We start from the raw sequence: 12,939 nt of genomic DNA, 5'->3' as shown, positions 1-12,939 counted from the left end.
AGACAGCACCGTGAGCGGACGCTTCCGTGTCCCGCGGCCGCGGACCGCCGCCGGGCGGGTCGCCGGAGTGGTCGGCGCCGCCGTCGGTGTCGCCGCCGCGGGGCTCGCCGCGGGCGTGGTGAGCGAGCGGGTCCTGACCCGCCGCCTCAAGGCCGACCCCACCGACCGGTACGCGCAGGAGGACTTCGGCCAGCAGCGGTGCGACGAGTCGTTCCTGCTGGAGATGCCGGACGGCACCGACATCCAGGTGGAGGTGGTCGAGCCGACCCGGCCGGTCGCCGGGCACCCGACCGTCGTGCTGGTGCACGGCTTCTGCCTGGACATGGGGACCTTCCACTTCCAGCGCCAGCTGCTCGCCGCCCGGGGCGACTACCGGGTCGTCGCGTACGACCAGCCCGGGCACGGCCGCTCCGGGAAGCTGGAGACCGGCGAGTACGACCTGGCCAGGTTGGGCCGGACCCTGCGCCGGGTGCTCGACGAGGTGGCCCCGGAGGGGCCGCTGGTGCTGGTCGGGCACTCGATGGGCGGCATGACGATCATGGCGCTGGCCGAGCTCTACCCGGAGCTGTTCGGCGAACGGGTGGTCGGCACGGTGCTGATGGCAACCTCGGGCGGCCTGCTCGCCGAGACCAAGCTGGTGGCGCCCGCGCTGCTCGGCCGGGTCGGTGCCCCGATGCTCTACATGATGAGCAACGCCACCCGGTACGGCGGCACGATGATCGACAAGGCCCGGAAGTCGACGTCCAACGTCGCCTGGCTGCTGACCCGCCGGTACGGCTTCGGCACCGCGAAGCCCAGCCCGGCCCTGGTGTCGTACGTCGAGAAGATGAACTCGCGGACTTCGGCCGACACGGTCACCCGCTACCTGCGCACGCTGGCCACCCACTCGCGCTTCCCGGCGCTGGCCGCGCTGGCCGGCACGCCGGTGCTGGTGATCGTGGGGGACAAGGACATGATCACCCCGGTGACCCACTCCGAGGAGATCGTCCGGCGGCTGCCGCACGCCAAGTTCGTGAAGATCCACGACAGTGGGCACGTGGTGATGCTGGAGCACGCCGATGAAGTGAACACGGCACTGGAACAGTTCCTTGCCGAACTCTGATCCTGGAGGCGCGGTGACCGTCGTCGTGGAGCTGAAGACGGTCGACGACACCCACGAGTTCGGCCGCCGGCTGGCCGGCGTGCTGCGCGCCGGTGACCTGCTGCTGCTCAGCGGCCCGCTGGGTGCCGGCAAGACCGCGTTGACCCAGGGCATCGGCGCCGGCCTCGGCGTACGCGGCGACATCACCTCGCCGACCTTCGTGATCGCCCGGGTGCACCGGCCGGACCCGGCCCGCGGCGGGCGGGTGACCCTGGTGCACGCCGACGCGTACCGGCTGGGGGAGTCCGCCGACCCGCGGGCCGAGATCGACGACCTGGACCTGGACGCCTCGGTGGACGAGGCGGTCACCGTGGTCGAGTGGGGCGAGGGGATGGTCGAGCAGCTGGCCGACGCGCACCTGCGGGTCCGGATCGACCGGCGGGAGGACGACACCCGGGTGGTGACGTGCGAGCCGGTCGACGGCGACTGGGCGCAGCGTCTCGCCACCCTCGACTGAGGACTGTCACACCCGGCTCCTACAGTGCCCGGGACCGATCAATCCGGCGAAAGGTTGCCATGCCCCAGGACGCCCCCACCCTCGACCTGCTGGCGCGCCTCCCCGACCCGTGGCGGGCAGCGCTCACCCCGCACCTCGATCCGGCCCGCACCGCCACGCTGGCCGAGTTCGTCGCCGGGGAATACGCGACCCAGACCGTCTTCCCGCCGGTCGAGGACCTGTTCTCCGCCTACCGGCTGTGCGGGCCGGCCGAGTGCCGGGTGCTGATCCTCGGGCAGGACCCCTACCACAGGGCGGGGCAGGCGCACGGGCTCAGCTTCAGCGTGCGCGAGGGGGTGGCGGTGCCGCCGTCGCTGCGCAACGTCTTCAAGGAGCTCGGCGAGGACCTCGGCGTGCCGAAGCCGAGCAGCGGCAACCTGACCGGCTGGGCGGCGCAGGGCGTGCTGCTGCTCAACTCGGTGCTCACCGTCCGGCAGGCCACCCCCGGCTCGCACGCCAACCGGGGCTGGGAGGAGTTCACCGACGCCACCATCCGGGCCCTGGACGCCCTCGACCAGCGGGTGGTGTTCCTGCTGTGGGGCGGCTACGCCCGCAAGAAGGCGGCCCTGGTCACCAACCCACGGCACGTGGTGCTGGAGGCCGGCCACCCGAGCCCGATGAACCCGCGCGGCTTCCTGGGCAGCCGGCCGTTCAGCGCGGCGAACAAGGCCCTCGCCGACGCCGGCCTACCCACCATCGACTGGGAACGCTCCGCCGGCTGACGGTCCGGGCCTGGGCCGCCAGCGCGGCCCGGACCCGGACCGTCATCGACGTAGGGCTATCGCTTCGTGGCGTACGGTAGTAGGCTCGGCCCCGGTTGCGACAAACGGGGAGGAAGCGGTGTCGACGACCATCACCCCGGGCGGCTGGTCGACGGCCCCGGCCGCGCTGGCGGCGAACGCCGACCGGTTCCTCGCGCTGGCCGGCTCCGTCCGGCCCGACGCCATGGTGACCGCCGACTGGACGGTCACCGACACCCTGGCCCATCTGGTGTCGCTGGCCTGGTACTACGTCCGGCTGGTCGACCCGGCCACCGAACCACTGCCGATTCCCGGCCTCGACGAGCAGCTTCCGCTGGTCACCGTCGACACGGTGGCCGACGCCAACGACCTGGTGCTCCGGCACCTGGCCGACCGTGACCCCGCGCGTCTGCTCGACCGGCTGCGCGGGGACGTCGACCGGCTGCTGGCGCGCTGCGCGGGCCGCGGGCCGGACGAGGTGGTGCCCTGGCTCGGCGACGCCCGGGTGCCGCTTGCCGGCCTGCTCGCCCACCTGGTCAACGAGCTGCTCGTGCACGGCCACGACATCGCCCGCGCGGCGCACCGGCCGTGGACCCTGCCACCGCGGGACGCCGCGCTGTTCCTGGAGCTGTTCATGGCCGGGGTGGTCCGGCACGGCTACGGCCGGCTGCTCGACGGCGTCGACCCGCCCCGGCGGCCCCGGATCGTCGTGCGGTTCACCTCCGCCTGGTCGACGCCCCTGACGCTCGTCCTGGACCACGGGCGGGTGCGGTTCGCCGAGCCGGCGGAGCGGCCGGACGTGGCCATCCGTTTCCATCCGCCGACGTTCAATTTGATGATGTTCGGCCGGGTCAGCCGGGCCCGCGCGGTGCTCACCGGCCGGGTCCGGATCGGCGGCCCGCGACCCTGGCTGCTGCCGTCGTTCCTCCGGATCTTCCGCACGCCGAGCTGAGCCCGCCGGCCCACCCGCGTGCCGTCCGGCGGGGAGGGGCGTCACCGCCGGTAACCGCAGCGGCGGCTACGCTGGCACATTGTGCTCGTACTCGTGGTGGACTCCTCGACGCCCGCGGTGACCGCGGCCCTGGTCGAGGTCTCGGCGGACGCGGTCGCGGCCCGCACGCAGCGGTGCACGGTCGACGCTCGGGCGCACGGGGAACTGCTCGCCCCGCAGGTCGACGCGGTGCTGGCCGACGCCGGCGCTCGCGCCGCCGACCTGGCCGCGATCGTCGCCGGGCTCGGCCCCGGGCCGTTCACCGGGCTGCGGGTGGGCCTGGTCACCGCCGCCACCATGGGCCAGGTGCTCGGCATCCCCACGTACGGGGTCTGCTCGCTGGACGGGATCGGCCACCCGGTGGCCGCCGGCGAGCCGGTCCTGGCAGCCAGCGACGCGCGGCGCCGTGAGGTCTACTGGGCCGTCTACGACGGCGCCGGTCAGCGGATCGCCGGGCCGAACGTGGACGCCCCGGCGGTCGCCGCGGAGCATGCCCGGGGCCTGGCCGTCACCGTCGCGGTCGGCGACGGCGCCCACCGGTACGCGGACGTCCTCGGCCTGCCGGTGCGCGGCGAGCCGCGCTATCCGGACGCGACGGCGCTGGCCCGGCTCGCCGCCGAGCGGATCCGCGCGGGCGCCCCGAGCGAGCCGCTCACCCCGCTCTACCTGCGCCGCCCGGACGCCGTCGCGGCGACCGGCCACAAGCCGGTCCTGCCGTGACCGGGGTACGGCTCGGCCGGTTCCGTTGGTGGCACATCGACCAGGTGCTTCCGCTCGAGGCGGACCTGTTCGGCGCCGAGCAGTGGTCCCCGGCGATGTTCTGGAACGAGTTGGCCAACGGGCACTGCTACCTGGTGGCCACCGACGCCGACGGGACCGTGCTCGGCTACGCCGGGCTGCTGGTGGCGCCGCCCGACGAGGCGTGGGTGCAGAACATCGCGGTCCGCCGCGACGCGCAGCGCCGGGGGATCGGCCGGGCGCTGCTGGAGGCGCTGCTCGCCGAGGCGGCCCGGCGCGGCGTGCGCAGCACGCTGCTGGAGGTCGCCGCGGACAACGGCCCCGCGCAGCGCCTCTACGCGACATACGGCTTCGAGCCGATCGGCGTGCGCCGCGGCTACTACCAACCGAGCAACACCGACGCGCTGGTCATGCAGCGCAACGAGGACTGACGAGCATGGCTGACGAACCCCTGATCCTCGGCATCGAGACCTCCTGCGACGAGACCGGCGTCGGCATCGTCCGCGGGCACACCCTGCTCGCTGACGCGCTGGCCTCCAGCGTCGAGCAGCACGCCCGGTTCGGCGGCGTGGTGCCCGAGGTGGCCAGCCGCGCTCACCTGGAGGCCATCGTGCCGACCATGGACCGGGCGCTGAAGCAGGCCGGGGTGACGATCGCGGACATCGACGCCATCGCCGTCACCTCCGGGCCGGGCCTGGCGGGCGCGCTGCTCGTCGGGGTCGCCGCCGCCAAGGGGTACGCGGTCGCCGCCGAGAAGCCGGTGTACGGGGTGAACCACCTCGCCGCACACGTCGCGGTGGACAAGCTCGAGCACGGACCGCTGCCCGAGCCGGCGATCGCGCTGCTGGTCTCGGGCGGGCACTCCTCGCTGCTGCGCGTCGACGACCTGGCCCGGGGGGTGACCCCGCTCGGCTCGACCATCGACGACGCCGCCGGCGAGGCGTTCGACAAGGTGGCCCGGCTGCTCGGGTTGCCGTTCCCGGGCGGCCCGTGGATCGACCGGGAGGCGCGGGCCGGTGACCCGGCGGCGATCGCCTTCCCGCGTGGCCTGACCGCGCCCAAGGACCTGGCCGGCCACCGCTACGACTTCTCCTTCTCCGGGCTGAAGACCGCGGTGGCCCGCTGGGTGGAGGCGCGGCAGCGGGCCGGCGAGCCGGTCCCGGTCGCCGACGTGGCCGCGTCCTTCCAGGAGGCGGTCTGCGACGTGCTGGTCGGCAAGGCGCTGGACGCCTGCCGGAGCAGTGGCATCGAGACGCTGGTGATCGGCGGCGGGGTGGCGGCCAACTCGCGGCTGCGGGCGATGGCCGAGGACCGGGCGGCCCGGCACGGCATCCGGGTGCGTACGCCCCGCCCGAACCTCTGCACCGACAACGGCGCCATGGTGGCCGCGCTGGGCTCGCACCTGGTCGCCTCGGGCGTCGCCCCGAGCCGCCTCGACCTGCCCGCCGACTCCGCGATGCCGCTGACCGTGGTCAGCGTGTGAGCGGGAGGGGCTGACGTGATCGTCCGGATGTGGGAGGCGAGGGCCGAGCCGTACGGCTTCGCCGATCTGATCACCTGGGTCTGCGAGACGGTGCTGCCCGAGTTCGAGCACGACCCGCTGCACCTGTCCAGCGAGGTGTTCTCCTCCACCGACCACCGCCTCGTGGTCATCTCCAAGTGGCGGAGCAGCCCGCGGGACCTGCCGGACCCGCCGCCGACCCTGGTCGCCCGCCCGCCGCACGCCTGGGACTTCACCCAGGTCGATCGCTGACAACTGTTGAACGAGCCGGCGGTCGACCGGGGTGGGTCAGGCGCGCAGGGTGGGCGCGGGGTTGGGCCGGTTGCGGATCGACGAGTCGGTGCCGATCTGGAAGGAGGGCACGTACTCCAGTCGCCCGTCCGCCTTGTGCACCACCGGCACCGAGCCGGCCATGGCGTACGACATGTCGCCGTCCACCAGGAACTCCCGCGCCCCGACCTCGAAGACGAAGAAGTCGTCGTTCTCCACGATCCGACGGTCGTCGAGGCAGTAGGTGCCGAACGGCCAGTCGGGCTCGGTGGCGTGGCGGACGATGTCGCGGGCCTGCTCGTAGGTGACAGCCATGACGGGGGATCCTAACCGGGCGGCCGGACGAACTCGGTGAGCCCGCCGGGCATGGGGATGTCGTCCAGCCGGACGAACGAGGTGCCGTGTCCTTTGGTGAAGTAGTCGGCCACGTCACGCCCGGCGTTCTGGCCGTCGATGAAGCGCACCTTGCCGCCGACGTTCTCCACATTGAACACGTGGCCACCGCCGTTGTTCCAGCGGATGGCGACCACGCCGCGTGAACCGGGACCGAAGTTCTGGAACGCCTGCTCGATGTCGGCCTGGCCGCCGGAGGTGAACCTCCGTCCCCAGGTCTGCTCGATGTCGCCAAGGGGTCGGCCACCCCACGGGTGGAACTTCTGCGGCAGAGCCGTCGCTTCGACGTCGATGCCCCGCCGCCGCAACTCGTACGTCTGCACACAGTGTGTGCAGTTCGCCGAGTAGTCCGGGTGCGGCGGCTTGAACCGCGGGTTGACCCGCTTGAGTGCGTCCGCGATCTGCTTCTCGATCTTGCGGGCGGCCCGCTTCTCGCCCACCTTGCGGACCAGTTTGAGCAGCCGCTTGGCCTGTTCCAGGATGTGCTTGAGCACGGTGCGGACCTGCTGCACGATCATCCGGATCAGCCGTTGGCAGATCATCCGGGTGACTGCCACGAAGCCGGGGACGGCACCGGTGGAGGCACCGAAGGTGGCGACCGCGGCGGCGATCGCCATGGTCACCTGGACCAGCAGGATGATCAGCTGGACGATGAAGGCGATCTTCATGGCCAGCGTCATCGCCGCGAAGATCATCAGCACGGCACCGATGAGCTGTGCCGCGATGGCGTCCTCCAGCAGCCGCAGCTGCGGCCCGTCGGCCCGCGTCCACCATCCCTTGAACGCGTCGACCGTGTCGCCCGAGTTCTGCTGCCAGACCGCCGCCGCCGCGCCGTCAGCCTGCATCGCCGCGGACTGCAACGTCAGCCCAAAGGAGAACCAGTGCTGGCCGGCGGCGAAGAGCAGCTCCTCGTCCGCCTCCGGCCACTCCAGACCGATCCAACTCAGCGGCTCGGTCAGCTCGGCGGGAAGTTCGAGACCCACCCTCAGCCCCCCAGCCGCCCATGCAGGGCCGCGAAGAGCTGGTCCGCCTGCTGGTCCGTGTCGACCACCTGCTGCGCCCAGTCGGCCAGCCCCTCGGCAGCGGTGAGCAGCAGCTGCACGTGCGAGCCGTAGGCCTCCAGGGCCTGCGACAGCACCTCGGTGTACGCGGCGCCGAAGACCGAGCCGGGCTCGTCCGCGCCCCACGGGTTTTCGCTGGTGACCGTGGCCTCCAGCGCGCCGAGGCCGGTCTCCAGTTCCACCGCGACCCCGGCGATCGCCTGTGCCGCGCCGGCCAGCACCTCCGGCTCGGTGTGCATCGGCTGGGTCATCGCGTCGTCCCGTCCATCCTGCCGAGCCGGTCGGCGATCTGTTGGGCGGCGGCGGCCATGTCGTCCAGCCGGCGCTGCGCGGTGAAGCCGAGGTCGTTCAGGAGCGGCCCCAGGCCCTGGGGCAGGGTAGGCGGCTGAGCGGCCAGTCGTTCCTGGAGTTGCGCCTGCACCTGCGTCCGGGCATCGCGGAACGCCTCCCGGATCGCGGCCGACAGATCGACCGCTGGTAGCCGCATGGCGCGGGGGTCGAGGTCGAGGGCGAGCAGGTCGCCGGTCCCGTCGACCTCGACGTGCACCAGACCGCCCGCCGCATGTGCGGCACCCCGGGCGGTGGTGAAGCGACCCATCAGGCCGTCCGGTCGGTCGTGCTGGTCGGTCACGCGCCACTCCGTTCCGGTCGAGTGCGGCAAGGCGCCCGAGGCGCGCCCTCGGCGAAGCCTAGCGGCCGACGGCAAGGCCCAGGGATCGGGCGTCACCGACCACTGTGGAGGTCGAGCTGACTGGCTCGGCGGAGGCTGGCGCGCGGCACCCGGTGAGCCGCCGCACGTGTGGGACCTCACGCAGGTCGATCGCTGATCCGGCACTGCCCGGCGAGCGGCGGGAATTGGTTGGCGTGGCCCGGTGCCGGCCACCTAGCGTCGGAGTGTCATGCGTTTCTCACCGGCCGGCGATCCCGGCACCCCCGACGCCCGGTCCGCCACCCGTTACCTGGTCTGGCTGGCCGGTCGACACCCGCTGATCTTCAGTGCCGGCCTGACGCTCGGCGTCGTCTGGATGGTGGCGCAGGCGCTGATGCCGGCCGCGGTCGGGCAGGCCGTCGACGCCGGCCTCACCCACCGCGACCCGGACGCCCTGCTGCGCTGGGGGCTCGTGCTGCTGGGGCTGGGCCTCCTCCAGGCCACCGCCGGCATCCTCCGGCACCGCTGCGCGGTGCACAACTGGCTCGGCGCCGCGTACCGGACCGTGCAGGTCGCCGTGGACGCCACCAACCGGCTCGGTGCCGCGCTGCCCCGCCGGGTCGCCGCCGGCGAGGTGGTCAGCATCGGTACGGCCGACATCGAGCACATCGGCAGCGCCATCGACATCACCGCCCGGGGCGCCGGGTCGGTGGTGGCGATTGTCACCGTGGCGATGATCCTGCTCACCGCGTCCGTGCCGCTCGGGCTGGTCGTGGTGCTCGGCGTGCCGCTGCTCATGGGGCTGGTGGCGCTGCTGATCCGGCCGCTGCACCGGCAGCAGGCGGCCTACCGGGACTCGACCGGCCGGCTCACCGCCCGCGCCGCCGACATCGTCTCCGGGCTGCGGGTGCTGCGCGGCGTGGGCGGGGAACCGGTGCTCGGCGCCCGCTACCGGGAGCAGTCCCAGGCGCTGCGCGCCGACGGCCTGCGGGTGGCCCGGGTGGAGTCACTGCTCCAGGCGGCGCAGATTCTGCTGCCCGGCGTCTTCCTGGTGCTGGTGACCTGGCTGGGGGCCCGGTTCGCGCTGGCCGGCGAGATCAGCGCCGGTCAGCTCGTCGCGTTCTACGGCTACACCGCCTTCCTGGTCAGCCCGCTGCGCAACCTCACCGAGGCCGCGGACAAGCTGACCCGGGGGCACGTGGCCGCCCGCCGGGTGGTCCGGTTGCTCCGCCTCGCCCCGGAGTTCACCGACCCGGCCCGCCCCCGGCCGCTGCCCGACGGGCCCGGCGAGCTGGTGGACGTCGGGTCGGGGCTGGTGCTGCGACCGGGTCGGCTCACCGCGCTGGTGGCCAGCGTCCCCGAGGACGCGGCCGAGATCGCCGACCGGCTCGGCCGGTACGTCGACGCGGACGTGACGCTGCACGGCGTACCGCTGCGGGACGTGGCGCTGGCCACGGTGCGCGAGCGGATCCTGGTGGTCGACAATGACGCGCAGCTCTTCACCGGCCCGCTGTGGGTGGAGCTGGACCCGCACGACCGGGGCGACCGGGCCGCGGTCGAGGCGGCGCTGGGCGTGGCCGGCGCGACCGACATCGTCGACGCGCTGCCCGGCGGGCTGGACAGCCAGGTGGCCGAACGCGGCCGGGAGTTCTCCGGCGGGCAGCGACAGCGGCTGCGGCTGGCGCGGGCCCTGGTCGCGGACCCGGAGACGCTGATCCTGGTCGAGCCGACCAGCGCGGTGGACGCGCACACCGAGGCGCGGATCGCCGACCGGCTGTGCGCCGCGCGCCCCGGCCGGACCACCCTCGTCTGCACCACCAGTCCCCTGGTGCTGGGCCGTGCCGAGCACGTGGTGTTCGTGGAGGACGGCAAGGTGGTCGCGGAGGGCCGCCACGACGAACTGCTCGCCGCCGAGCCGCGCTACGCGGCCACGGTGAGCCGGGAGGAGGACCGGTGAGCGCCGCCCTGCCCGTCGCCGACGCCGGCCAGGTCCGCCGGTACGCGCGTACCCTGGTCCGCCGCCATCCGCGCGGGCTGGCCGCCGCGCTCGGCCTGCACGCGCTCGCCGCGGCCGCCGGCCTGGTCGCGCCCCGGCTCCTCGGCGACCTGGTGGAGGGGATCTCGCGGGGCGTCGGCAGCGTCACCGTCGACCGGATCGCGCTGGCCATCGCCGGTTTCATCGTCGCCCAGTCGGTGCTGGTCCGCTTCGCCCACCTGGCCTCGGCCCGGCTCGGCGAGCGGGTCCTCGCCGAGCTGCGCGAGGAGTTCGTCGAGCGGGTGCTCGCCCTGCCGCTGGCCACGGTGGAGCGCGCCGGCACCGGCGACCTGCTCACCCGCACCTCCCGGGACGTCGCCGCGCTCTCCCGGACGGTGCGGTTCGCCGTGCCGGAGACGCTGATCTCGGCGGTCACCGTGCTGCTGATCCTCGGCGCGTTGCTGCTGACCGGCCCGCTGCTGGTGCTGCCCGCGCTGCTCGCGGTCCCGGTGCTGGTCGCCGGCACCCGGTGGTACCTGCGCCGCGCGCCGGAGGGCTACCTGCGGGAGAACGCGGCGTACTCGGACATCACCGACGGGATCAACGAGGTGGTGGAGGGCTCCCGGACCACCGAGGCGCTGCGGCAGCAGGCCCGCCGCCGGGCCCGCACCGACGCGGACATCCGCCGGTCGTACGCGGCCGAGAAGTACACCCTCTACCTGCGCACGGTCTTCTGGCCGGTGGCCGAGTTCGGGTACGTCGTACCGGTGGTGGCCACCCTGCTCATCGGCGGCTGGTTCTATCTCAAGGGCTGGGTGAGCCTCGGGCAGGTCACCGCCGCCACCCTCTACGCCCAGCAACTGGTGGATCCGGTCGACCGGCTCCTCGCCTGGCTGGACGAGCTGCAGGTCGGCGGCGCCTCACTGGCCCGGCTGCTCGGGGTGGCGGCCGACCCCACCGCCGAGCCGGCCGACGCGCCAGCGGCGCCCACCGGTCGCGGGCCGGGGCGGGGTGCCGGTCGGGTGGCCGCCCACGACGTCCGGTACGCCTACCGGACGGGACACGACGTGCTGCACGGCGTGACCCTGGTGCCCCGGCCGGGGGAGAAGCTGGCCATGGTGGGCCCGTCCGGCGCGGGGAAGTCCACGTTGGGGCGGCTGCTGGCCGGGGTGCACCCACCCCGCTCCGGCTCGGTCACCGTGGACGGCCGTCCGCTCACCGGCCTGCCCCTGGCCGAGCTGCGCAGCCACGTCGCACTGGTCAGCCAGGAGCACCACGTCTTCATCGGCACCCTGGCCGAGAACGTGGCGATGGTCCGGCCGGACGCGGAGCCCGCCCAGGTACGCGCCGCACTGGCCGCCGTCGACGCGCTGGGCTGGGCGGAGGCGTTGCCGGACGGGCTGGACACCCTGGTCGGGGCGGGCGGGCACCAGCTCTCGCCCGCCCAGGCGCAGCAGCTCGCGCTGGCCCGGCTGGTGCTCGCCGACCCGCACACGCTGGTGCTGGACGAGGCCACCTCGCTGATCGATCCGCGCGCCGCCCGGGCGCTGGAGCGCTCCCTGGCTGCCGTGCTGGCGGGGCGGACGGTCATCGCCATCGCGCACCGGCTCTTCTCCGCGCACGACGCCGACCGGGTGGCGGTGGTGGAGGACGGCCGGATCACCGAGCTGGGCTCGCACGACGAACTGGTCGCCGCCGGCGGCTCGTACGCCGCGCTCTGGCGCTCCTGGCACGGCTGAGGGCTGCCGGAGGGCCCCTCCTGGCACGCGGAAGTTCACCCGCCGGGGTGATCGGATCGGTCAGCCGACGTCGAGGGGGTCGGCGAGGAGGCGGTCGAAGGCCAGTTCGGCGGCCCCGATCAGCGCCGCGTCCGCGCCGAGCTTGGGCGTACGCAGCCGCACGTGCTCCAGGCAGGCGGGCAGCCCGTTGGAGTTGAGCCGGCTGCGGACCTGGGCGGCGGCGGCCAGGTAGAGGTCGCGCATGGTGCCGCCGAAGATGACCATCTCCGGGTTGAAGATGTTGACCAGGTTGGCCACGCCGAAGCCGAGCCAGTCACCGGCCTGCCGGACGGCGGCCTGGGCGCGGGCGTCACCCCGGTCGGCCGCGTCGAAGACGGCCAGCATCGCGTCCCGGCCCCGGGCGTCGGAGCGGCCGGCGGTCCGGAGCAGCCCGTGCTCGCCGATCTCGGTCTCCCAGCAGCCCCGGCGGCCGCACTCGCAGCGGGCCCCGTCGCGGACCACCACCATGTGGCCGACCTCGCCGCTGTAGCCGCCGTGCCCGGTGAGCCGCCGGCCGCCGGCGATGATGCCGGCCCCGACGCCGACGTCCCCGTACAGGTAGATGACGTTGTCGCAGCCGGCCGCGACGCCTCGGGCGTGCTCGGCGAAGGCGGCCACGTCCGCCACGTTGCCGACGGCGATCGGTACGTCGGTGCCCAGTTCGGCGGCGAGTGCCGCGCCGATCGGCTCGTCCACCCAGCCGGTGGTCGGGCTCAGCCGGACCAGCCCGTCCTCCCGGCGGACCATGCCGCAGACGGCGACACCGGCCCCGATGCAGATGGAGCCCGCCGGCACCGACTGGTGCATCTCCTTGACCGCGCCGGCCAGCAGCGGCGCGGCCTCGCCGGCGACCAGGTTGCGGGGCCGGTCCAGCTCCCGGCGGTCGAGCACCACACCGCCGAGACCGATCCGCGCGGCCCGCAGCCGGTCCACCTCCACGCTGTACGCGTACGCGTAGACCCGGGCCGACTCGGGCCGGACGACCAGCGAGGGTCGCCCGGCCCGGCCGGTCTCCTTCGGCGCCCCCTCGCTGACGAGACCGGCGCCGGCCAGGTCGGCGGTCAGCGCGCCGATGGTGCTGCGGTTCAACCCGAGGGCGGTGGTCAGCTCGGCGCGGGTGGTGGCGCCGTGCACGTGTACGTAACGCAGCAGTGCGCCCAGGTTCTGCCGACGGATCTCGTCCTGGCTGGGACCTGTGCGCATTGC

The 12,939-nt window shown here is 74.0% G+C and carries 15 protein-coding genes; 10 read left to right on the top strand and 5 right to left on the bottom strand.

The window, feature by feature from the left end:
• The first annotated feature begins 10 nt into the window (after window positions 1-10).
• The 8 genes from ABZ783_RS15305 (at window position 11) to ABZ783_RS15270 (ending at window position 5,859) form a co-directional block, all read left to right on the top strand.
• Window positions 11-1,102 (top strand): alpha/beta hydrolase, encoded by a 1,092-nt coding sequence (locus tag ABZ783_RS15305; RefSeq protein ID WP_357438089.1) that lies wholly within the window; start codon window positions 11-13, stop codon window positions 1,100-1,102.
• 13 nt (window positions 1,103-1,115) lie between these two features.
• On the top strand, window positions 1,116-1,598 hold the full coding sequence (gene tsaE, locus ABZ783_RS15300) for a tRNA (adenosine(37)-N6)-threonylcarbamoyltransferase complex ATPase subunit type 1 TsaE (protein WP_357438086.1): 483 nt from the start codon (window positions 1,116-1,118) through the stop codon (window positions 1,596-1,598).
• A 59-nt stretch (window positions 1,599-1,657) separates the two neighbouring features.
• Window positions 1,658-2,359, top strand: coding sequence for a uracil-DNA glycosylase (ung, locus tag ABZ783_RS15295; RefSeq protein ID WP_357438084.1), 702 nt, complete (start codon window positions 1,658-1,660; stop codon window positions 2,357-2,359).
• Between the two features lie 118 nt (window positions 2,360-2,477).
• Window positions 2,478-3,329, top strand: coding sequence for a maleylpyruvate isomerase N-terminal domain-containing protein (locus ABZ783_RS15290; protein WP_357438082.1), 852 nt, complete (start codon window positions 2,478-2,480; stop codon window positions 3,327-3,329).
• 81 nt (window positions 3,330-3,410) lie between these two features.
• The gene (gene tsaB / locus ABZ783_RS15285) at window positions 3,411-4,088 is read left to right on the top strand and encodes a tRNA (adenosine(37)-N6)-threonylcarbamoyltransferase complex dimerization subunit type 1 TsaB (RefSeq protein ID WP_357438079.1); all 678 of its coding nucleotides are present in this window, start codon (window positions 3,411-3,413) and stop codon (window positions 4,086-4,088) included.
• Window positions 4,085-4,537 (top strand): ribosomal protein S18-alanine N-acetyltransferase, encoded by a 453-nt coding sequence (rimI, locus tag ABZ783_RS15280; RefSeq protein WP_357438077.1) that lies wholly within the window; start codon window positions 4,085-4,087, stop codon window positions 4,535-4,537. Before tsaB ends, rimI begins: the two co-directional genes overlap by 4 nt.
• A 5-nt stretch (window positions 4,538-4,542) precedes the next feature.
• The gene (gene tsaD / locus ABZ783_RS15275; RefSeq protein WP_357438074.1) at window positions 4,543-5,589 is read left to right on the top strand and encodes a tRNA (adenosine(37)-N6)-threonylcarbamoyltransferase complex transferase subunit TsaD; all 1,047 of its coding nucleotides are present in this window, start codon (window positions 4,543-4,545) and stop codon (window positions 5,587-5,589) included.
• 15 nt (window positions 5,590-5,604) lie between these two features.
• Complete coding sequence (locus tag ABZ783_RS15270; protein ID WP_073834870.1) at window positions 5,605-5,859, top strand: hypothetical protein; 255 nt, start codon at window positions 5,605-5,607, stop codon at window positions 5,857-5,859.
• Window positions 5,860-5,895: 36 nt separating this feature from the next.
• Here the strand turns inward: ABZ783_RS15270 and ABZ783_RS15265 are convergent, their stop codons facing one another.
• From ABZ783_RS15265 to ABZ783_RS15250, 4 genes are read right to left on the bottom strand one after another with little or no spacing between them, the layout of a single operon-like run.
• The gene (locus ABZ783_RS15265) at window positions 5,896-6,192 is read right to left on the bottom strand and encodes a hypothetical protein (protein ID WP_357438071.1); all 297 of its coding nucleotides are present in this window, start codon (window positions 6,190-6,192) and stop codon (window positions 5,896-5,898) included.
• An 11-nt stretch (window positions 6,193-6,203) separates the two neighbouring features.
• A complete protein-coding gene (locus ABZ783_RS15260; protein WP_357438068.1) occupies window positions 6,204-7,253 on the bottom strand; it encodes a toxin glutamine deamidase domain-containing protein in 1,050 nt (349 codons plus the stop codon).
• 2 nt (window positions 7,254-7,255) lie between these two features.
• On the bottom strand, window positions 7,256-7,582 hold the full coding sequence (locus ABZ783_RS15255; RefSeq protein WP_357438065.1) for a hypothetical protein: 327 nt from the start codon (window positions 7,580-7,582) through the stop codon (window positions 7,256-7,258).
• Complete coding sequence (locus ABZ783_RS15250; RefSeq protein ID WP_357438063.1) at window positions 7,579-7,962, bottom strand: YbaB/EbfC family nucleoid-associated protein; 384 nt, start codon at window positions 7,960-7,962, stop codon at window positions 7,579-7,581. The genes ABZ783_RS15255 and ABZ783_RS15250 overlap by 4 nt, the downstream gene beginning before the upstream one ends.
• A 268-nt stretch (window positions 7,963-8,230) precedes the next feature.
• Between ABZ783_RS15250 and ABZ783_RS15245 the strand changes: the two genes are divergently transcribed.
• Window positions 8,231-9,937: an ABC transporter ATP-binding protein gene (locus ABZ783_RS15245; RefSeq protein WP_357438060.1), complete on the top strand. Its 1,707-nt coding sequence runs from the start codon at window positions 8,231-8,233 to the stop codon at window positions 9,935-9,937.
• Window positions 9,934-11,694, top strand: coding sequence for an ABC transporter ATP-binding protein (locus tag ABZ783_RS15240; protein ID WP_357438057.1), 1,761 nt, complete (start codon window positions 9,934-9,936; stop codon window positions 11,692-11,694). The genes ABZ783_RS15245 and ABZ783_RS15240 overlap by 4 nt, the downstream gene beginning before the upstream one ends.
• Before the next feature lie 60 nt (window positions 11,695-11,754).
• On the opposite strand, the gene ABZ783_RS15235 is transcribed toward ABZ783_RS15240, so the two are convergent.
• A complete protein-coding gene (locus tag ABZ783_RS15235) occupies window positions 11,755-12,936 on the bottom strand; it encodes an ROK family transcriptional regulator (protein ID WP_357438055.1) in 1,182 nt (393 codons plus the stop codon).
• Window positions 12,937-12,939 lie beyond the last annotated feature (3 nt).

The organism is Micromonospora sp. NPDC047738, from assembly GCF_040642675.1.
Taxonomy (GTDB): domain Bacteria; phylum Actinomycetota; class Actinomycetes; order Mycobacteriales; family Micromonosporaceae; genus Micromonospora.
The sequence above is the reverse complement of the archived record's forward strand: the minus strand, read 5'-3'. Positions and strand labels throughout refer to the sequence as shown.